The sequence below is a fragment of the Streptomyces sp. SUK 48 genome (assembly GCF_009650765.1).
Lineage (GTDB): Bacteria > Actinomycetota > Actinomycetes > Streptomycetales > Streptomycetaceae > Streptomyces.
Window position 1 is genome coordinate 7,693,866 of the sequence record NZ_CP045740.1, and the last position, 19,214, is coordinate 7,713,079.

Sequence of the window (19,214 nt, forward strand, 5' to 3'; positions counted from 1 at the left end):
GTCACTTCACCTCGTACGCGGCCATCCGCGCCCGCACGGCCGCGGAGAACAGCTCGGGACCCACCGCGTCCGAATGCGCGAGCCCCTCGGGGCTCAGTCGCAGCAGTCCGGGGCCCGCCGAGCCGTCCAGCCAGCCCCGCTCGGCGAACCGGTCCAGCTCGGCCGCGAAGTCGTCGCCGGGCGCGCTGCCGAACCGCTCCCGGTACCCGGCCACCCGCATGCCCTCGGCCTGGAGCAGCGACTGGAGCAGATGGCGGCGGCGCGCCTCGTCCCCGGTCATCTCCCAGCCGAAGTCCGCGTGCCGGAAAGCGTCGGCGGAGCGGCCGGTGTAGGCGTCGATGATCCCGCGTATGCGGTGCATGTCCACCGCGTAGTCGAACGAGTAGTGCAGCCGGGAGGTGTACGACCGCGCGCCGCAGCCGAGACCCACCATGCCGTCCGTCTGGCACGCGTAGTCGCCCGCGCCGGTGTCCGGGGCGTCCGCGCGGCGGAACATGCGCATCGACACCTGCTCATAGCCGTGGGCGAGCAGATGGTCCCGGCCGTGCCGGTACAGCCGCAGCCGCTGCTCGTCCCACTCGGCGTCGGCGGACACCGCCCGGTCGGCGTCGGCGGACAGCGCCCGCTCGCGCTGCCGGCCGAGACCGGTGCGTGGGCGCACATAAAGGGGATACAGATACAGCTCCTCCGGCCGCCAGGCGAGGGCCGCGTCCAGGGAACGGGTGAAGGACTCCTCGGTCTGGCCGTCGATGCCGTAGATCAGATCGATGTTGAGGACCGGGATGCCCACCGCGCGGACCCGGGCGAGCGCCGCCTCCACGTCCGCCCGCCGCTGCGGCCGTACGGCCGTGCGGGCCTCCGCGTCGACGAAGCTCTGCACGCCCAGGCTCAGCCGGGTGGTGCCCCGCTCGGCCAGCACCGCCAGCCGGTCGGCACTCGCGGTGGCGGGCGATGCCTCCACGGACAGCGGGATCGCGGCCAGATCGGCGCCCAGTCCGTGCTCGGCCAGATCGCACAGCCGCTCCAGCTCGGCCGCCTCCAGGAAGGTCGGAGTGCCGCCGCCGAAGGCCGCGTTCGCGAACCGGGCCCCCTCGCCCAGCGCCTCGCGCACCGCCGACGCCTGCCGCTCCAGCGCGTCCAGATAGGCCCCGGTCAGGCCGTCCGGCGCGCCGATCCGGGTGAAGAGGTTGCAGAAACCGCAGCGCACCTCGCAGAACGGGATGTGGAAGTAGAGCGACAGGGCGCCCTTCGGCTCGTCCGCCCACAGGTCGCGCAGCGACGCCTGCGCACGGGGCAGCGGGCGGTAGGCCGTCTTGTGCGGATAGGCGTAGACGTACTGCTGGTACGGGCGGACGGCGGTGGCCGTCGCGGTGGCGCTGGTCATCGGGCCTCGTCGACGAAGAAGTGGGCGTAGGGGACGGTCCAGACGACGTCATGGCCGATGCGGTGGCCCGTGTAGCCGTCCTCGCCGTAGGCGGTGCCGTGGTCGGAGCAGACGATCGCGAGGCACGGGCGGCGCGCGGAGGCGGCGGCCAGGAGACGGCCCATGTGCCGGTCCACGTACTCCAGGGCGGCGGCGTGGGACTCCCGGGTGTCACCCGCCTCCCGGGTGGCGCCGGACAGATGGAACCAGTTGGGCTGGTGCAGCGCCGCCACGTTCACGAAGAGGAACAGCGGCTGGTCCGCGGGGAGATCGGCGACGACCTTCTCGGCGCACGCCACCTGGGCCTCGAACGAGGTGGGGGAGGCCACCCCGAACTCCGGCTCCCAGTGGCTCTCCTGGAACATTCCCGGCAGCACCGAGCCCAGCGGGCCCCGCTTGTTGAAGAAGCCCACCCCGCCGACGCACACCGTGCGGTAGCCCTCGGCGGCCAGACCCGAGACCAGGTCGGGCGTGTCGTAGACGAAGGTGCCCGGCGCGGTGCTCTCGCTGCCCGCGAAACGGGCGGCGAACAGCCGCGGATGCGGACCCGGCGCGGCCGGCGTCGGCAGGAAACCCGCGAACATCGCCTGATGGGAGGCGTAGGTGAAACTGCCCGGCGCGTGCCGTCGCTCCCAGGTGCCGCCCGGCAGATGGCGCGCCAGATTCGGGATGCGCCCGGCCGCCGCCAGCTCCTGCGCCACGTCGTAGCGCAGGGTGTCGAGCGTGACCAGCAGCAGATCGTGGCTGCCCACGATCTCGGTCATGTCAAGCGGGGATGTCATGGTGGTGCTCCTCGTGTTCCGGCCGCCGGACGGCGGTCCGGGCCGCGGCGACCTGCGCGGCGTAGGTGTCCAGGTGTTCGGCGCCGCTGCCGGGGAGACCGGTCAGCCGGGGGAGCAGGTCCCCGAAGGCGTTCACCTCGCCGACGGTGAAGCGGCGCCATCCGGTGGCGGGCAGGATGTCCACGCCGACGCACAGCGTGCCGGGGAAGCACGCGGCCGCCCGCTCGGCCACCTCGAGGACGTCGGCGAACTCGCCGCCCGCGGCCCGGATCGCCGCGCGGACCGCGGCCAGATCGCCCCGGGCGCCCCCGAGATGCAGATTGGTCATGGGGTGCCGGCTGGTCCGTACGACGGCGTGCGTGGCGCGGCCAGCGACCACGACCACCCGCAGATCGGCCGCCCGGCCGTCCCGCATGGCCTTCGGCAGCCACCGCTCCACATGGACGCCGTCCGGGACCAGCGCGTCGACCAGGGCGGCGACCTCACACTCCGAGGTGTAGTCGCGCACCCGCAGCGAGTTGTACAGCCGGCCGTCCTCGGTCCGCTCCACGGACGTCGTCGCCTTGACCCGCCCCGGGCCCGCCACCGACAGCGCCACGACACCGGAGGCCGACGAGCCATGGGCCGCCTTCACGAACGCCCGTGAGAAGCGGGCCTCCTTGAGCTGCCGGCGAAGCCCGTCCCAGCCGTCGACCGGTCCGGTCAGCGCGGGCGGTACCGGGACGCCGGCGGCGGCGAGCCGGGCATGGCAGCGCCGCTTGTCGAACATCACGGCGATCTCCTCCGGGTCAGCGCTCGTCACCGCGCCCGCGTGGAGTGCCGCTCGCGTCAACTCCCGCACCACGGAGGTGAAACGGCGGTACCAGAGCGCCGTGCCCTCGACCCGGGTCGGCTCATCGACGCCCCGCAGGAGCAGGTCGACCTCGGCGTTCTCACCTGGGGAGTCGATCCGCACCCGCTCACCCGGCGCGAACTCGTACCGCCCGCGCAGCACATCGCCCCAGGCGAGCACGCGCGGGGCCGGATGCCCCGCGGTGCGTACGGCGTCGGCGAACAGGGTGGTCCGGCGGTTCTCGGGGTTGCCGACGACGGCGAACCGGAGGCCCGCGCCGGGTGCCGGTTCACTCGGAGACGGCCACATAGCGCCACTCCTCGTCCCGCCGGCGATGCGGCTCCTGACGCCCCGACAGGTCCACCTCGGTCCCGGCGGAGCCGACGGCCGCCTCGATCCGCTCGGCCATGGAGTCACCGAGGAAGTGGTGATGCAGGTCGAGCCGCTTGAGATGGGTGAGCGGCTGGCCGCGCAGCAGGGCCTCGCCGCCGGCGTCGGTGAGGATACCCATGGACAGGTTCAGCGACTCCAGCTGGGCCACGACCGGCGCGGCGGCGATCGCGGCCGCGATCTCGTCCTGCACCTCGCTGTCCTGGAGGCCGAGATGGCGCAGCGCCGGGAAACGGCCCCCGGCGAGGACGGGCGCGAGGTCGGCCACCGTCGCGTCGCCACCGTACGCCGCCACCCCGAGCCACAGCTCCAGCCGCTCCAGGGCGGGCAGTTCGCAGGCGCCGACCGCCCGCACCACCTGTCCGGGCAGGCCGCCCGACTCGAACCGCAGCACACGCAGCGCCTCGTGCCGTACCGGCCGCAGCGACAGGGGCTCCTCGCCGAGCCCCTGCGAGTCGCCGCCGCGCACGCCCAGCTCCTCCAGCAGCGGGAACGTCTCCAGGACCGGGGTGACGTCGGTGAGCTGGAGCCAGGAGATCTCGCACTCCTCGCCGGTGACATCGGCGAGGAACAGGGCGCGCAGCGCGGGGAAGCGCCCGGCATCGGCCAGGATCAGCTCCAGCACCGGACGCAGTTCGCTGTACTCGTCCTCCCACCAGGGCCCGATGACGAGCGCCCGGACCTCCGCGCTCGGCACCCGCTCCGTGAAGCTCCGCCATACCTCGGGGAAGGGGATGTCCCCGGCCTCGAAGCAGTCCAGGCGCCAGGCCACGTCACCCGCGGCCGGAAGCGGCTCCCCGCCCGGCTCCGGCAGGGTGAAGACCGGCAGTCCGTGAAAGGTCTCGAAGTGTTCGGCGAAGGTCATGTCGGCCTCACTCCGCGACCGCGGTGTAGCGGTGCACGACGCCCTCGTGCTCCCAGGTGTCGCCGGGCTCGGACAGGTCGACCTCGACACCGGACGGCTCCAGCGCCGCCCGGACCCGCTCGGCCACCGCCTCGGTGACATAGTTGTGGTGCAGGTCGAGCCTGGTCAGATGGGTGAGCGGCTGCCCGCCGAGCAGCGCGGTCATCCCCTCGTCGGTGAGCACGCCCATGGACAGGTCGAGCGAGGCCAGCTGGGCGACGACCGGGGCGCTCGCGACGGCGGCGGCGATCTCGTCCTGGATCTCGCTGTTGCGCAGGCCGAGATGGCGCAGCGCCGGGAAGCCGCCCCCGGCGAGCACGGGCGCGAGGTCGGCCACCGTCGCGTCGCCTCCGTACTCCGGCACACCGAGCCACATGTCGAGGTGCTCCAGCGCGGGCAGTTCGCTGCCGGCGACACCGCGCACGACCTCGCCGGGCAGACCGCCGGCCTCGAACCGGAGGGTGCGCAGGCCCTCATGGCGCACCGCCGGGAAGCGCAGCCCGGAGCCGCCGCGGATCCCGAGCTCCGCCAACCGCGGATAGGCGGCGAGGACCGGGGTGACATCGGTCTGCTCGATCCAGGAGATCTCCGCCTCCTCCATCTCCAGGTCACCGATGAACACGGCCCGCAGTCCGGTCAGCCGCTCCCGGTCCTTCACCAGGCGGCTCACGATCAGTTCGGAGTCGTTGTCGTACGCCTCGCCCCACGGGCCCACGATGATCGCGCGTATCCCGGCCGGATCCACGGCCCCGAGGAAGCGGTCCCACAGTTCCTCGAAGGCGATGTCCGAGTCCCCGTACGGATCGACGGCCAGCCGCCATGCCACGGCGCCCGCCTCCGGCAGCTCCCGCTGCGGCTCGGGTTCGAACTCGAAGGCCGGGAGGCCGTGCAGTTCCTTCAGATGCTCGACGTTCGACATGACGCGCTGGCCTCCTGGGACCGTGATCGTGCGGTGGTGGCAAGAGTTCTACCAACCCGCACTGACAACGCGGATGACGGGCTGTGGGGAAGCCGCTCGCGGGGCCGTTGTCAGACCCCCCGCGTAGCGTCGTGGTCATCGGTCGGCGAGGTGCCGACGGGGAGGGAGACAGCTGTGTACCGGCAAGGAGACGTCCTGATCGTGCCCGTCGCGGAGGAGGCCGTGCCGCCCGGCACCGACCGGCTGCCGCGTCAGCCGCGGGACGCCCGGGGCAGGCTGGTGCTGGACCTCGGCGAGGTCACCGGCCACGCGCACGCCGTGGTCGGGCCGGGCACCCTGGTCCGCGAGAGCGGCCCGTTCGGCACCGCGTACCTCCATCTCCCGGACGGCGGACGGGTGGTGCACGAGGAACACGCGGCGATACCGCTGCCCAAGGGCTGGTACCGCGTGGTGCGCCAGCGCGAGTACGTCCCCGGCGCGGTCCGCGTCGTGGCCGACTGAGCGGGCGGGGCATGACGGTGACGGCGGTCGGTGCGGGGAGCGGGGGAGTCATGACGGCGGTCGGCGGGGATGCGGGGGGACCGACGGCGGCAGCGGCTGGCGGGGGAGCCGAGGGCTCGATGGTGGCGGTCGGTGGGACAACAGGGGAAACGGCGGGGGCGGTTGTCGGGGGAGATGGGGGATCGATGAGCGCGGTCGGTGGGGAAGCCGGGGAGACGATGACGTCGGGGAGCGGTGCGGTGATGACGGGGAGCGGTGCGGTGATGACGGGGGACGGTGTGGTGACGGCGGGGAGCGGTGCGGTGACGACGGGAGGCGGCGCGGTGGCGACGGCGGAGGCCGCCCACACCTGGCGGGCGGTGGCCTCGGCGACCGGTGCCGCGGACCGCGCGGCCGCCGAGGCGGGCGTGCGTCTGGCCTACCGGCTCGCGGGGCTGCCCGAGCCCGAGAGCGTCGTCTGGGCGGACTCGCCCCGCGAGGGCGCGGCCCTGGCCGCCCGGCTGACCGCGGAGGGCACCCCCGGGCGAAGTGTCCGCGACGCGGTACGCACCCGGCCGTGGGCGGCGGCCCGTCGGCGCCTCCTCGACCGGCTGGGCCCGGACGGCTGGGCCGAGCACTGGGCCCTGACCGGGGCTCAGCTGTGGGACGGCCTGGTGATGCTGACCGAGCGGATACGGACCGGGCTGGTCGAGGAACTGGCCGGCCCCGCGGCCACTTCGAACCAGGCGAACGGTACCCCGGTCGATGCGGAAACGGCGGCGAAGGGAGCGGCGGCCGCCGAACAGGCCGTCCGCCTGACGCTCCTCGATGCCGTCCTGGGCCAGCACGACGCCGCGTGGCTGGCGGCGTTCGACGGCCAGGAGGGCGGGGAGGCGCTCGCCGGTATCGCCGCGGTGGCCCGAACCGCGGGCTGGTGGTGGCCGTACGAGAGGACGGCGATCGTCTGCGAGCGCCCCGCGGAACTCCACCTGGACGAGGCGGGCCGGCTCGACCGGGGCGACCGCCCCGCGCTCGCCTTCCCCGGCGGCTTCGCCCTGTACGCCTGGCGCGGCATGCCCGTCCCGCCCGAATTTCTCCGCGAACTCACCGAGTTGACGCCCCGGCGGATACGTGAGGAGGAGAACGCCGAACTGCGCCGCGTGATGCTGGAGCACTACGGCTACGACCGCTACCTGAAGGAGTCCGAGGCCGCGCCGGCCCAGCGGGACGAGACGGGTGTGCTCTGGCGCCTCGAACTGGAGGGTGACGAGCCGCAGGTGATGGTCGAGGTCGTCAACTCCACCCCGGAACCCGACGGCACCCACCGCACCTACTGGCTCCGCGTCCCGCCCCGTACCCGCACCGCACGGGAGGGCGTCGCCTGGACCTTCGGCCTTGAGGAGGCGGAGTACACGCCGATGCGCCAGACCTGAGCCGGCCGGGACCGCTCAGGACCCGGTCTGGAGCGTGTGTCCCCATGCCTCGACCGTGGTGACCTCGCCGCGCTGAGGGAGGACGCCGCTGACGAGGGCGTCGTGCAGCGAGGGCTCGGGGTCGGCGCAGGCGTCGGACAGCACGGTGACCCGGTAGTCGAGGTCGGCGGCCTGGAGCGCGGTGGACAGCACGATCCCACTGGTGGCTATGCCCGCCAGGACGAGATGGTCGATGCCCTGAGCGCCCAGGATCTGCTGGAGATTGTTTCCGCTGAACGCGCTGACCCGGTTCTTGTACACGACGATCTCCCCGTCCGCGGGGGCGACGTCCGGGTGGATAGCGGCACCCGGGTCGTCCGCCGTGAACAGGTGCGTCGGCAGGCCGCCGAAGGTCTTGTTGCAGGGGTGGGCGTCGACGTGGCCGGGACGCAGCTGGAGCGCCACATGAATGACCGGGACACCGGCGGCGCGGGCGGTGCGCAGGGCGCGCACGGCATGGGGGAGGTAGCCGTCGGCCACCTGGGGGAGGTGGCAGTTCTGGACGTCCATGAGCAGTAACGCGGTGTGGGGCATGGTGGTGCCTTTCGTACGGTCGTGCGGAATTACGGTCGTGCGGACATACGGGGGGGTGCGGTCCTCGGCCCCCGGGAGGGGCGGCTTCGGGACTACTTCGCCGCCTGGCTGTCCGGAGCCGGGGCCCGGTCGAGGGAGCGGTCGAGGACGGTCAGCAGCAGGTAGAGCACTCCGGCGCCGAGCATGATCCACACTAGGTGGTGCATACCACCGGTGTCGATGTGCTTCCCGAAGGACGCGGCGGCCGCGGAGGAGGCGATCATCGAGCCGATGTAGGCGAAGGTGCGCAGCAGCCCGGCCGAGGACGCGATGCGCTCCGGATCGGCCTGGAAATAGACGGAGTTCTGGAGGGCCAGATTGTTCAGCCCCTGCGGAATGCCGAAGACCAGCGTGACGAGGAACAGCGTCCACAGCGGGCTGCTCCCGGCGAGCGTGAGCATCAGCAGACAGGCGACGATCTGCCCCGCCGCGCCGACCAGCAGCTTCCCGCGCACGCCCGGCCGCCGCCCGGAGACGATGGAGACACCGATCGCGACCAGGAACGTGGGGATCTGCACCAGCCCGGCGCGGAAGGGGGACAGCCCGTAGCCCTCCTCGGTCCACTGGCTGAAGCCGTAGAGGAAGGCGTAGGCGACGACGTACGCGACGAGGGCGCGCAGGTACGTGGTCAGCAGGGGCATGTTGCCGCCGAACACCCGCAGGTCGATGAAGGGGGTGGCGGCGCGCAGCTCCCGCGCCGCGAACCCGGCGCCCAGGGCCGCGGCGACGACCAGCAGGTACCCGTCGCGCGGATGGGGGTTCATCAGGAACAGCAGCAGCGAGGTGAGGGTCGCGGCGAACAGGGCCATGCCGGGCAGGTCGAGTTGGGCGGCCAGGCCGCCGCGCCGCCCGGCCGGATCGTCCGTCACGGGAGCCGACCTGGGCAGCCAGAGCAGGCCCAGCACCACGGAGGCGACGGACAGCGGCACGTTCAGGGCGAAGGTGGCCCGCCAGCCGCCCACCGCGATCAGCAGTCCGCCGAGCAGCGGGCCGATGACCGCGACGGTCTGGTTGGCGACCGCCAGCGCGGTCAGCACCCCGCCGGGGCTGTCCCGCCCGGTGCGCTTGGCCTCGCTGCGCACCAGGGCCATCGCGGCGGGATAGCCGGAGCAGGTGCCGAATCCGAGCAGGACTCGGGCGACGATCAGCACCGCCATGTTCGGGGCCAGGGTGCCGACGACACCGGCGACGCCGACCAGGCTGGTGCTGGCGAGGAAGAGCCTGCGCGGCCCGAAGAGGTCGATGAGCCGGCCCACCACCGGCTGCCCGAGGGAGGTGGCCAGATAGAGGGCGGAGACCAGCCACGCGGTCTGCGCGGCCGGTGCGCCCAGGGCCCTGCCGATGGGGACGAGCGCGACGGAGATGATGGTGGAGTTGATCGGGTTCAGGACCGAGCCCAGCATCATCGGCGGCAGCAGCCGGCGGTCGAATCCGGGCCGGTCCGTCTCCCGTATCGCCCCCGGTTCCGTCTCAGTCATGGGTCAGCCGCTCCAGTACGGACATGGCGGCGATCACCGTGCGGCGTTCCTCTTCCGTGCACCGCTCCTGCAACCGGCCGGCGAGCCACTCCGTGCGGGCCTGCCGTCCCTTCTCCACCCGGCGGCGGCCCGCCGCGGTCAGTTCGATGAGCAGCCGCCGCCCGTCGTCCGGGTCCGGGGCGCGCTCCACCAGGCCCAGCGCGACGAGCGCGGCGACCATCGCCGTCATCGACTGGTGCCGCACCCCCTCGGCCGTGGCCAGCTCGCTCGCCGTGACCCCTCCCTTGTCGGCCAGCCGGGCCAGCACGGACGCCTGCCCCAGCGTGATGTCCTCGGCCTCGGAAGCCTTCAGGATGCGCCGCCGCAACCGGCTGATCACCGCGCGGACCTCACGCGACGCCTCGACCGCCGAGGGCGGCAGACTCGGATTCTCACTCATACCCGCACTCTAATCTGTACAGTCATGCCTGTACAACTACACCTGTACAGTTTCGTCTGTACGGCCATCGGGTCACGGGAATGCCCGCCGTCCGGCCGCCGACGTGCTTCGGGCGGGGGATTCCTATGCCTTCCTCGCCAGTCCCGCCGCGATGAGTTGTTCCCACACGGTCGGTGTCCGGGCCTCCTCGCAGAGGTCGGGGCGCCATCGGACGGCGGGGACGATGCCCGGGGGCTGGAGGGACAGGGTGCCGAAGAGGGCGTGGAGTTCGGTGTCCGTGCGCCAGCGGCCGCGGCCGAAGGTGTCGATGAGTTTGGCCTGGGCGGCCTCGGTCTCCGCGTTGTGGCCGGAGCGGAAGTGGGAGATGAAGACGTGGCTGCCGGGCACGACCAGCCCGGCCCAGTGGCGGACGATCCCGGCCGGGTCCTCGTCGTCCTCAAGATGGTGCAGGACGGCACTGAGGATGACGCCGACCGGCTGCCCGAAGTCGATCAGCCGCTCGGTATCCGGGTGGTGGCGGATGGCGTCGGGGTCGCGGACATCGCCGTCGACGACGGTCGTGGACTCGCTCCCCGCCACCAGCGCCCGGCCGTGGGCGAGGACGGTCGGGTCCGTGTCGACGTAGACGACGGCCGCCCCGGGCTGATGGCGCTGGGCGACCTGGTGGACGTTGTCGGCCGTCGGCAGTCCGCTCCCCAGGTCGATGAACTGCCGGACACCGCCGCGCGCGAGGGTGCGGACCGCGCGGATCAACGCCCCTCGGTTGGTACGGGCGATGGCGACCGACCCCGGCAGGTTCACCTTGAAGTGGTCGCCGATCTCCCGGTCGACGGGGTAGTTGTCCTTGCCGCCGAGCAGATAGTCGTACACCCGGGCAATGCTCGGCTTCTGTCCGTCCGCGTCCGCCGCCATGGGCCGACTCCCCTTCCTCGCACCGTCGTCGGCGTCATCGTAGGTATCCGCCGAGCCGGATGCGCGTGCCTTCGCCCCGGTGTGCCCCGCGGTGGGCGACGTGCGTGGAGACCGTCCCTCGGGGCGATCACCCCCGTCCGGGGGCGGGGGACGCCCGCCGTATCGTTGCCTCACATGTGGCCAGGAGAGCAGCCACCGGGGGGCGGACAGGAACCGCAGCAGCCCCCGGTCGAACATCAGCCGAACCCGTACCAGCAGGCCGGGTACCACCAGCCGAACCCCTATCAGCAGCCCCCACCGTGGAACGCGCCCACCGGGCCGGCCGGCGCGCCCGTGCCCCCGCCGACGGGTGGCGGACCCGGCCGGGACCGTACCAGGCTCGTCGCGGTCATCGCCGCCGCGGCCGTCGTCCTCGCCGCGGGTGTCACCGGCTTCGTGCTGCTCGGCGGAGACAGGCACGACCGGGTGGACCCGGACCCCACCCCGGCCCCGACCGGTGCGCCGCGGCAGAGCACGGACAATCCGCGCAGCCCCGACGGCCGTACCGCCACGGTCAAGGGCTGGAAGGTCGTCACCAACCCGGCGCAGGGCATCGCCTTCGACGTCCCGCCGCAGTGGAAGCTGCAGACCCCCGACTGGGTCACCTATGTCTCCAAGAACGACGACCCCGACGACAAGCCGCTCATCGGGGTCCAGGCCCCCGCGTCCCTCCAGCCCGAGTGGTGCTCCGCGGACACCGACAAGAACGGCACCGTGGACGACACCGCCCTGGCCACCGCGGGCAGCCGACGCAACAACGGGGCGCGCAGCACCGAGGAGATAGCCGGCGCCGACCCGAGGACCTGGGTCTACGGCGCCTACACCCAGCCCGACAAGGCCAAGGTGAAGTCCGGCGCCGTCGAACCCTTCACCACCGCCTCCGGGATCGAGGGCGACCTGGGCAGCGCCTGGTCGACAGGGGTCAAGAAGTCCCAGAAGTGCGTGACGGACGGCAAGGCGTGGACCTTCGCCTTCAAGAACGGCCAGGGCGACCTGGTCTCCTGGTCCTTCTTCGGCGCCAAGGGGGTCTCCGGCGAGGTGACGGACGAGACGGTACGGAAGATCGCCGCCACGGTGCGCCTGTACAAGCCCCCGTCCGACTCCTGACGCCCCTCACCGACCGCCCTGGAGCGGCCCGCCTTCGCCGGGGGCGACTCCGGGGCGGCAGCCCCCTGACCTGGACCGGGGTGGCTACCCCCTGACCGGACCGGGGGGCAGCCCCCCGTCGGTCCGGTGGCTGGCAGGCTGTCCCGGGCGGACGGCCGTCGGGAGACTCGACGCATGACGATTTCCACCGACGCACCCGTGGTCACGGGCCCATCCGCCGCCCCTTCCCGCACCTCGCCGCCGCGGGCCGGCAGCGACTTCGCCGGACTCTCCCGGCGTATCACCGAGGCGGGTTTGATGAAGCGGCGCCCCGGTTACTACACGGTGCGGCTCGGCCTGGTGATCGCGCTGCTGGCGGCGGGCTGGGGTGCCTTCGCCGTGCTCGGCGACACCTGGTGGCAACTCGCGGTCGCCGCCTTCCTCGCCCTGGTCTTCGGCCAAGTCGCCCTGGTGGCACACGACCTGGCCCACCGGCAGGTCTTCCGGCGGCGCCGGCCGAGCGAGACCTGGGGCCGGCTCTTCGGCAACCTCGCCATCGGCATGAGCTACGGCTGGTGGATGAACAAGCACACCCGCCACCACGCCAACCCCAACCACGAGGAACTCGACCCCGATGTCGCCCCCGACATCCTGGTGTGGTCCACCGGCCAGGCCCGCAGGAGCAAGGGGCTGGCCCGGCTCGTCGGAGGCCACCAGGCGTTCCTTTTCTTCCCGTTGCTGACCCTGGAGGGCTTCAACCTGCATGTGGCCGGCGTGCGCGCACTGCGCTCGCCGCAGACGAAGAACCGGCTGCTGGAGGGCTCCCTGCTCTTCTTCCACATGGCGGCCTACCTGGCCGCGCTGTTCCTGGTGCTGTCCCCCGGGAAGGCGGTGGCGTTCCTCGCCGTGCACCAGTGCCTGTTCGGCGTCTATCTGGGCTGCACCTTCGCACCGAACCACAAGGGCATGCCGACCCTCAGCGGCGACGAACGGCCCGACTTCCTGCGCCGCCAGGTGCTCACCTCCCGCAATGTGCGCGGCGGCCTGCTCACCGATGTGCTGCTCGGCGGACTCAACTACCAGATCGAGCACCACCTGTTCCCGAGCATGCCCACGCCCCATCTGCGCAAGGCCCGGACCGTCGTGCGGGCGTACTGCGCGGAGATAGGCGTGCCGTACCACGAGACCGGACTGATCCGGTCCTACCGCGAGGCGCTCACCCATATGCACCGGGTGGGAGAGCCGATCAGGCGGCAGCGCAGGACGGCCTCCTGACGTACGGCCCCGGGGCCGCCCGGTCTCCGCGAGCGGCCCCGGGAACCGCGAGGGTCAGCCCAGCATCTCCTCGATCAGATCGGCGGCGCGCACGGTGCCGCCCTCGGCCCGCGCCTCCGCACTCAGCCGCGCCGAGCGGAGCGGCCCGGAGGGCGTCGGCGGTGGCGTCACCGGTGTCGATACGACGGGCCACACCCAGCTCCACCAGCCGGTCCGCGTTCATGGACTGCTCGGCGGCCTGCGGCACGGCGATCATCGGAACCCCCGCCCGCAGCCCCTCGCCGCAGCCGCCCATGCCGGCGTACTGGGGGCTCCTCGGGGGGGGGGGGGGGGGGGCTCGGCTGTGGCGGGCTGTTCCATGATCGTGGTGCGTGCCGCCCCGGGCGCCGATTGGCGCGGGCCCGTCGTCCGGTCCCCGCCGGGGCGTGGTGCGGTGAAAGGGACCGCATGGTCAAGTGGTTGACGCTGCCGGGTCGAGCTGTTGTACGGTCCACTCGTTCCACCGCTGGTGAGGGACGTGCCGTGCCCGGTGCCGCCCGACCCGCCGCAGCACCGTCGAGGAGACCCGTATGTTCATCCAGCCCTGGGACGCCGGTCTGGACGACGCCGAATGGCAGACCTGGATAGCCGACGGCCACGACTTCGGACACCTCTGCGTCAACGGACTGCCCGGTGCCGCGCCCGTCGTCGTCCCCACCCACTTCGTCACCGACGGCAACCGCCTGCTGATCCACCTCGCCCGGCCCAACCCGGTCTGGAAGGCGATCGAGCGCGACCCGAACGTCACCTTCGACGTCAGCGGCGACTACGCCTTCATCCCCGGCACCTGGCGCGCCGCGCCCGGCGTCCCGCCCACCGACGGCGTGCCGACCAGCTACTACGCGGCCGTCCAGTTCACCTGCCGCGCCCGCGTCATCGACGACCCCGAGGCCAAGGCCGAGCTGCTGCGCCGCCAGCTGGCGCACTTCCAGCCCGACGGCGACCACGCCCCCGTCGAGGTCGACCAGCCGCCCTACGGCCGGATGCTGCCTGGCATCCGGGGTCTGGAACTGGACGTCGTCGAGGTGCGGGCCAAGTTCAAGTACGACAACCAGAAGCCCGTGGAACTGCGCACCACCGTCGCCGACCGCCTCACCGAACGCGGCGAGGGCCTCGACGTGCCCACGGCCCGCCAGCAGCTGCGCCGCGTGGACCGCGTCGGCACCTGGAAGCCCTGACCCGGCCACCGGACCACGCCTCACCCCGGCGCCGGGCCGGTCGCCGGGTGAGCTCGCATGATCGCCGTACTCTCCGCAGAATGGTGCTGTATCCGACCTGCCACGCGGGCCTCACCGTCGTACGGGGCCGCAGCCCGGTCTCCGCGAGGTGGGCGCCCCGTATCCGGGAGGCGACATGCACCACCGCACGGTCGAGGAGCTCATGACTCGGGACGTCGTCCGGGCCCGGCGTGACACCTCGTTCAAGGAGATCGCGAGGCTGCTGGAGGAGAACGACATCACCGCCGTACCCGTGGTGGACGAGACGGGCCGTCCGGTCGGCGTGGTGTCCGAGGCCGATCTGCTGCGCAAGAGCGCCGATCAGGCCGACCCGTCGGGACCGACCCCCGTCCCGCATCTGGAGGCATGGGAGCGGGCCAAGGCGGAGGGCGCCCGCGCCGAGGAAGTGATGTCCGCCCCCGCGGTGTGCGCCAGGCCCGAGTGGACCGTGGTCGAGGCCGCCCGGTTCATGGAGACCCAGCACGTCAAACGCCTGCCCGTGGTGGACGAGGCGGACCGGCTCGTGGGCATCGTCAGCCGTGCCGACCTGCTGCGGATCTTCCTGCGCCGCGACGAGGCGATCCGCGAGGAGATCAACCGGGATCTGCTGCGGGGCACGCTGCTCCTGGACCCCCGGGATGTGACGGCCGACGTGCGCGACGGCCGGGTCACCCTCTCCGGCATCGTGGAGTTCAAGAGCCAGATCCCGGTGGTCGAGCAGCTGTGCCGCGGCGTCGACGGGGTCGTGTCGGTGTCCGGGGACCTCACCTTCCGCACGGACGACGCCCGGGGCGCGCCCACCGGCACCTGAACGCGGGTGTCCGCCCGCCGAGGACCCGCCCCGGACCCGCCGCCGGAATGACCTCGAACGACCGTTTTCCGCTGCGCGCCGAAGCCCGCGCTGCGCGTCGAAGTCCGCTCGGACGGCGTCCCGCACGTCGGCCACCGGTTGCCGAGGGCTCGCGGGACCCTTGGGGCCGTAGCCGAGCCGGAGGACCATCCGGACGTAGCCCATGGCCGAGACGGGGTCGCGGACGGCCCAGCGGATCTCGGAACACTCCAGGGGCCGGGAGGCGAGTGGCCACCAGCCCGTCGGTGGTGGCCCGGAGCAGGACGCGCTCCAGCGCCTGACCGGCGCAGACCCAGTCCACCGGACCGTCCTCGGCCGTGCCCGGCAGCGCGACTTTCGGGGCGGGGTCTCCTCGAAGACCGCCCGGCCGCGCGCGGGCACCGTACGGCCTGCGGCGAAGCCGCGTCGCGGGCGCCTCGGCGGGGATGCCGCCGGACGGGCCTCCGGCGCCCGCCGCGGCCGGTTGCCCACGCGTCCAGCGCTCCCTCTGCCCGCGCGGCCGGATCGCTCGCCTCGCGGCCCTCGGCGTCCCGCACCAGGCCCAGGATCGACCGCATGTGCCAGACGCCCGGGAGCACCAGCTGGGTGCCCTCGGCACGCGCGGCGCCCTCGGCACGCGTCGCCTCGGCCAACCGTTCCCGCACGTCGGTGGGGATGTCCTCGGCGCGGCAGGGGAAGCGGCTGGGGTGTCGCCGCGCGACCGCCGGTTGCGGCGCGGTCGGCATGTCGTCGGGCGACCTGGTGCCGCCGGCCAGCCACACCTCGGCGAGCAGCTCGGTCCGTACCGGGCCGGGCGGCAGCGGTACGCCCGGGGCGAGCCCCGCCGCGGCGGCGGACGCCCGAAGGTTCGGCAGCACGGCCCTGCGGCGCCCAGGCGCAGGCCCCGGTTCTCCGGGTCGGCGTGCGGGAACGCGCGCTGTGGGTCGGCGTAAAGCCGTAGCCGCAGCACGCCCGCGTCCCGCAGGCAACGGAACGCCCAGGGCCGCGCGTTGCCCAGGGAGAGCGCCGCGGTGGCGTCCGTGACGAGCGCGGTGACCGAGCGCACGGCGAGGGGCACCACGGTCACGGTGGCTCCCCTCGTACCGGCCCGGCGCCCCGGCTCACCCGTGCGTCGGGACCGCGATCACGGGGCAGCGGGCATGATGCAGCACACCCTGGCTCACCGAGCCCAGCAGCATGCCGGCGAAGCCGCCGCGCCCGCGCGTGCCCACCACCAGGCCCAGCGCGTGCTCCGCGGCTTCGGTCAGCACCTGCACCGGATGGCCCGCCACCACCTCGTGGCGCAGGTCCACCTCGGGATAGCGGGCATGGCGGCCCGCCACGATCTCGGAGAGGAGCCGGCGGGACTCCGCCTGCGGCCCGCGCTCGTCGAAGACCCGCAGCGGACCGTGCTCCCACACGAACAGGGCCCGCAGCCCCGCGCCGCGCAGCGCCGCCTCCTCGAACGCCACGTCCACCGCCGCCGCGGAGCGTTCGCTGCCGTCGACGCCGACGACGTAGTACGGCGGGTCCTGCGTGGTGTGCTCCGGCTCCGGCACGACCACCAGCGGGCAGTGGGTACGGGCCATCACCGGGAGGGCGATCGACGCGGACCCGAACACCTCCTGGCGCCGGCTCAGGTGGTGCGAGCCGAGGACGAGCGAGGTGGCGTCGCGGCTCTGCTCGCACAGCGTCCACACCGGATCGCCCTCGGCGAGCAGCGTGTCCACCTCAAGCCCCGGGTGCCGGGCCGTGACGAACTCCGCGGCCTCCTCCAGCACCTTCTTCCCGGCCTCGTGCAGCGCCTCGTTCCACCCCTCCCAGGAGGGCGGGACCGCCGTTCTCCGATCGCCGGGGGTCGGTACGCCCTCGACATGGACCAGACGCAGCGGCAGCCGGCGGCGGGCGGCCTCGTCCGCGGCCCAGGCCGGTGCCGTCCGCCGGGCGGGGTCGGGATCGAGTCCCACCACGATCGGCCGGCGGCCGGGGCCGGGGTTCCGGTCGTCCTTGCTCGCGGGTACGGGAGCGGACATCGCCCCATCTCCTCCCTGCGGCGGAGCACCGCCGCGACTTCCATGAAAGCCCGGAACCGGGGGCCCTGCCAGGGGACCATCGGCCCCCGGCGGGGCCCCTCGGCACGAGGACAGGACCCCGTCCTCGCGCGCCGGACCGGAGGAGCTCTCCGCGGAAGGGACGGCCGCCGGGCGACGGGGACGCCGTGCGGACGGCCGGGACGCCGTGCGGACAGCCGTGCGCGACGGCATCGTGGAACTGACCGGACGGATACCCGGCGGACCACCCGCGGCGACCACCTGCGGCGGACCACCCGCGGTGGCCACCCGCAGTGACCTCGCGGCGGCTGCGCGCGGAGACCGAGCGGTTCGCCGGCGCGGCCGAGGGATCGAGGTGTCGAGGCGAAGACCCTCCTCGCCCCAGGCACCCGGCACCGGTCGCCACCGCGGCATCACGCCGGTGCCGGAACCCACCCCGGAGGCGCGGACCATGCCCCGAACCGTCACCGCAGGCATCGACGACTCGCCCGAGAGCCGGGCCGCCGCCGAGTGGGCGGCACGCGAGGCGCGGCTGCGCGGCCTGCCCCTGAAGATCGTGTACGTCCAGGAGCCCACACCCCGGATGGCGGCCCGGACCCCGCTGTTCGACCTCGACAGCTACCGGCGCTGGGCCGAGCGGATGGCGGAAGAGGCCGCCACCGGCATCCGGACCCGCCATCCGGGCCTCGACGTCGGCACCGCGCAGCTCACGGGGACCGTGGCCGACGTGCTGTGCGAGGCCGCCGGCGAAGCCGAACTGCTCGTGCTGGGCTCCCGGGGCCTCGGCCGGCTCGGCGGGTTCCTGGTCGGCTCGGTGAGCCTCGCCGTCGTGGCCCGCGCCGAACGCCCGGTGGTGCTGGTGCGGGCGGGGGAGGAGACCGGCGACGCACCCCGGACGGAACCGGCGGGCGCACCGCCCGGCACCGGGGCCGTGGTGCTCGGCCTCGACGCCGACGACCCGGCAGAAGCCCTGCTGGAGTTCGCCTTCGACGCCGCCTCGCTGCACGGGGTCCCGCTGCGCGCCGTCCATGTCTGGCCCGAGCCGCCGACCTCCTTCTACCGCTTCTACGGCGACGCCGAACTCTACGACGACCTACAGCGCGGGCAGGCCGCCCTGCTGACCGAGGTGCTGCGCCCCTGGAAGCAGAGGTACCCGGACGTGGAGGTGATCGAGGCGAGCCGCTGCGGCAGCGCCGCACAGGTCCTCGTCGACCAGTCCCACGACGCCTGCCTCGTGGCCGTCGGCCGCCGCATCCGCACCCGCGCCTTCGGCTTCCACCTCGGGCACGTCCTGCACTCCGCCCTGCACCACATCGCCGCCCCGGTCGCGGTCGTCCCGCACAGCTGACGGTCCACGCGTACGACGGCCGGTCCGCGCACCGGAGTCCCGCCCGCGAACGCCCCTCACCGGGGACCCACCAGATCCCACTCCCGGTCCCACAGGGCCAGCCGGCGCCGGTCGAGACGGGCCCGCGCGAGGGCGCCCGCGCCGAGCACCGGAGCGGCGGCGACCAGCGCGGCACCGACGGCGAGGAGACCTGCCTCGATGCGTCCCCCGGCGAGGCCCGTGGGAGCCGTCGTGACGAGCCGGCCCCGGTCGTCCTGCCACAGGTGCACCGTCGCGCCCCGGGGCAGGCTCGGGTCCACCAGCGTGTGTCCGGTGCGGGGCGTACCGTCCGGCGCCACCCAGCGCACGGTGTCCCGCACCCGCCCGTCCGCCGACCACTGGGCGGCGATGTCCTGCGGCGCGTCGGCCACCAGGACCGCCTGTACGGGGTGCCGCTGAGCGCGCTGCTCCGCGAACCGGTGCTCGGCGCTGCGGAACACCAGCGGTGCGACGACCAGGCCGACGAGCACCACGACCGCCCAGACGGCCGGCACGATCCATGCCTCCAGGACGTCCTCGCGCCGTCGCAGCGGGTTGCTCCGCCACCGCCACAGATGTCGTTTGCCGCTCATCACGGAGACCTCCGCCTCGTGCCGGATCCTTCGCCTCCGACGCTGCCTCGGACGGGGCCCACGCCCACAGGGGCCGAGGGGCCTCCACGGCGGGCCGCCCGGGTCCGGATTCGAT

Annotated in this window: 18 protein-coding genes and 1 pseudogene; 7 read left to right on the plus strand and 12 right to left on the minus strand. The window is 73.5% G+C overall.

Annotated features, from left to right (window positions below; translation table 11 throughout):
- Nucleotide 1: 1 nt before the first annotated feature.
- From GHR20_RS34195 to GHR20_RS34215, 5 genes are read right to left on the minus strand one after another with little or no spacing between them, the layout of a single operon-like run.
- Nucleotides 2-1,384 (minus strand): STM4012 family radical SAM protein, encoded by a 1,383-nt coding sequence (locus GHR20_RS34195; protein ID WP_153815424.1) that lies wholly within the window; start codon nucleotides 1,382-1,384, stop codon nucleotides 2-4.
- Nucleotides 1,381-2,187, minus strand: a complete 807-nt coding sequence (locus tag GHR20_RS34200; protein WP_153816254.1) for an STM4013/SEN3800 family hydrolase — start codon at nucleotides 2,185-2,187, stop codon at nucleotides 1,381-1,383. Before GHR20_RS34200 ends, GHR20_RS34195 begins: the two co-directional genes overlap by 4 nt.
- A 1-nt stretch (nucleotide 2,188) precedes the next feature.
- The gene (locus GHR20_RS34205) at nucleotides 2,189-3,346 is read right to left on the minus strand and encodes an STM4014 family protein (RefSeq protein WP_153815425.1); all 1,158 of its coding nucleotides are present in this window, start codon (nucleotides 3,344-3,346) and stop codon (nucleotides 2,189-2,191) included.
- Nucleotides 3,327-4,292 (minus strand): STM4015 family protein, encoded by a 966-nt coding sequence (locus GHR20_RS34210; protein WP_153815426.1) that lies wholly within the window; start codon nucleotides 4,290-4,292, stop codon nucleotides 3,327-3,329. Before GHR20_RS34210 ends, GHR20_RS34205 begins: the two co-directional genes overlap by 20 nt.
- A gap of 7 nt (nucleotides 4,293-4,299) precedes the next feature.
- Nucleotides 4,300-5,250 (minus strand): STM4015 family protein, encoded by a 951-nt coding sequence (locus tag GHR20_RS34215; RefSeq protein ID WP_148025720.1) that lies wholly within the window; start codon nucleotides 5,248-5,250, stop codon nucleotides 4,300-4,302.
- Nucleotides 5,251-5,424: 174 nt separating this feature from the next.
- On the opposite strand from GHR20_RS34215, the gene GHR20_RS34220 reads away from it, so the two are divergent.
- Together GHR20_RS34220 and GHR20_RS34225 are read left to right on the plus strand one after the other, a co-directional pair.
- The gene (locus GHR20_RS34220) at nucleotides 5,425-5,751 is read left to right on the plus strand and encodes a hypothetical protein (RefSeq protein ID WP_153815427.1); all 327 of its coding nucleotides are present in this window, start codon (nucleotides 5,425-5,427) and stop codon (nucleotides 5,749-5,751) included.
- Nucleotides 5,752-6,053: 302 nt separating this feature from the next.
- Nucleotides 6,054-7,163: a DUF6745 domain-containing protein gene (locus GHR20_RS34225; RefSeq protein WP_343336034.1), complete on the plus strand. Its 1,110-nt coding sequence runs from the start codon at nucleotides 6,054-6,056 to the stop codon at nucleotides 7,161-7,163.
- A 15-nt stretch (nucleotides 7,164-7,178) separates the two neighbouring features.
- Here GHR20_RS34225 and GHR20_RS34230 read toward each other — a convergent pair whose 3' ends face one another.
- The 4 genes from GHR20_RS34230 to GHR20_RS34245 form a co-directional block, all read right to left on the minus strand.
- Nucleotides 7,179-7,736 (minus strand): cysteine hydrolase, encoded by a 558-nt coding sequence (locus GHR20_RS34230; protein ID WP_153815428.1) that lies wholly within the window; start codon nucleotides 7,734-7,736, stop codon nucleotides 7,179-7,181.
- A 92-nt stretch (nucleotides 7,737-7,828) separates the two neighbouring features.
- Complete coding sequence (locus tag GHR20_RS34235) at nucleotides 7,829-9,253, minus strand: MFS transporter (protein WP_194859066.1); 1,425 nt, start codon at nucleotides 9,251-9,253, stop codon at nucleotides 7,829-7,831.
- Nucleotides 9,246-9,692: a MarR family transcriptional regulator gene (locus GHR20_RS34240; RefSeq protein WP_111582811.1), complete on the minus strand. Its 447-nt coding sequence runs from the start codon at nucleotides 9,690-9,692 to the stop codon at nucleotides 9,246-9,248. Before GHR20_RS34240 ends, GHR20_RS34235 begins: the two co-directional genes overlap by 8 nt.
- A 123-nt stretch (nucleotides 9,693-9,815) precedes the next feature.
- On the minus strand, nucleotides 9,816-10,604 hold the full coding sequence (locus GHR20_RS34245) for an SAM-dependent methyltransferase (protein ID WP_153815429.1): 789 nt from the start codon (nucleotides 10,602-10,604) through the stop codon (nucleotides 9,816-9,818).
- 174 nt (nucleotides 10,605-10,778) lie between these two features.
- Here GHR20_RS34245 and GHR20_RS34250 point away from each other — a divergent pair, with 174 nt between their 5' ends.
- Together GHR20_RS34250 and GHR20_RS34255 are read left to right on the plus strand one after the other, a co-directional pair.
- Entirely contained in the window at nucleotides 10,779-11,750 is a 972-nt protein-coding gene (locus GHR20_RS34250; protein ID WP_153815430.1) for a hypothetical protein, read from the plus strand.
- A 174-nt stretch (nucleotides 11,751-11,924) separates the two neighbouring features.
- Nucleotides 11,925-13,004, plus strand: coding sequence for an acyl-CoA desaturase (locus GHR20_RS34255; protein ID WP_153815431.1), 1,080 nt, complete (start codon nucleotides 11,925-11,927; stop codon nucleotides 13,002-13,004).
- Between the two features lie 178 nt (nucleotides 13,005-13,182).
- Here the strand turns inward: GHR20_RS34255 and GHR20_RS38420 are convergent.
- Nucleotides 13,183-13,308: pseudogene (locus GHR20_RS38420) on the minus strand (glycosyl transferase); the annotation flags it as partial.
- Nucleotides 13,309-13,573: 265 nt separating this feature from the next.
- On the opposite strand from GHR20_RS38420, the gene GHR20_RS34265 reads away from it, so the two are divergent.
- Together GHR20_RS34265 and GHR20_RS34270 are read left to right on the plus strand one after the other, a co-directional pair.
- The gene (locus GHR20_RS34265; RefSeq protein ID WP_153815432.1) at nucleotides 13,574-14,221 is read left to right on the plus strand and encodes an FMN-binding negative transcriptional regulator; all 648 of its coding nucleotides are present in this window, start codon (nucleotides 13,574-13,576) and stop codon (nucleotides 14,219-14,221) included.
- A 175-nt stretch (nucleotides 14,222-14,396) separates the two neighbouring features.
- A complete protein-coding gene (locus GHR20_RS34270; protein ID WP_153815433.1) occupies nucleotides 14,397-15,071 on the plus strand; it encodes a CBS domain-containing protein in 675 nt (224 codons plus the stop codon).
- Nucleotides 15,072-16,210: 1,139 nt separating this feature from the next.
- Here the strand turns inward: GHR20_RS34270 and GHR20_RS34275 are convergent.
- A complete protein-coding gene (locus tag GHR20_RS34275; RefSeq protein ID WP_153815434.1) occupies nucleotides 16,211-17,122 on the minus strand; it encodes a universal stress protein in 912 nt (303 codons plus the stop codon).
- Between the two features lie 469 nt (nucleotides 17,123-17,591).
- Between GHR20_RS34275 and GHR20_RS34280 the strand changes: the two genes are divergently transcribed.
- Complete coding sequence (locus GHR20_RS34280; RefSeq protein ID WP_153815435.1) at nucleotides 17,592-18,488, plus strand: universal stress protein; 897 nt, start codon at nucleotides 17,592-17,594, stop codon at nucleotides 18,486-18,488.
- Nucleotides 18,489-18,544: 56 nt separating this feature from the next.
- Here the strand turns inward: GHR20_RS34280 and GHR20_RS34285 are convergent, their stop codons facing one another.
- The gene (locus tag GHR20_RS34285) at nucleotides 18,545-19,099 is read right to left on the minus strand and encodes a hypothetical protein (protein ID WP_153815436.1); all 555 of its coding nucleotides are present in this window, start codon (nucleotides 19,097-19,099) and stop codon (nucleotides 18,545-18,547) included.
- Nucleotides 19,100-19,214: the final 115 nt, after the last annotated feature.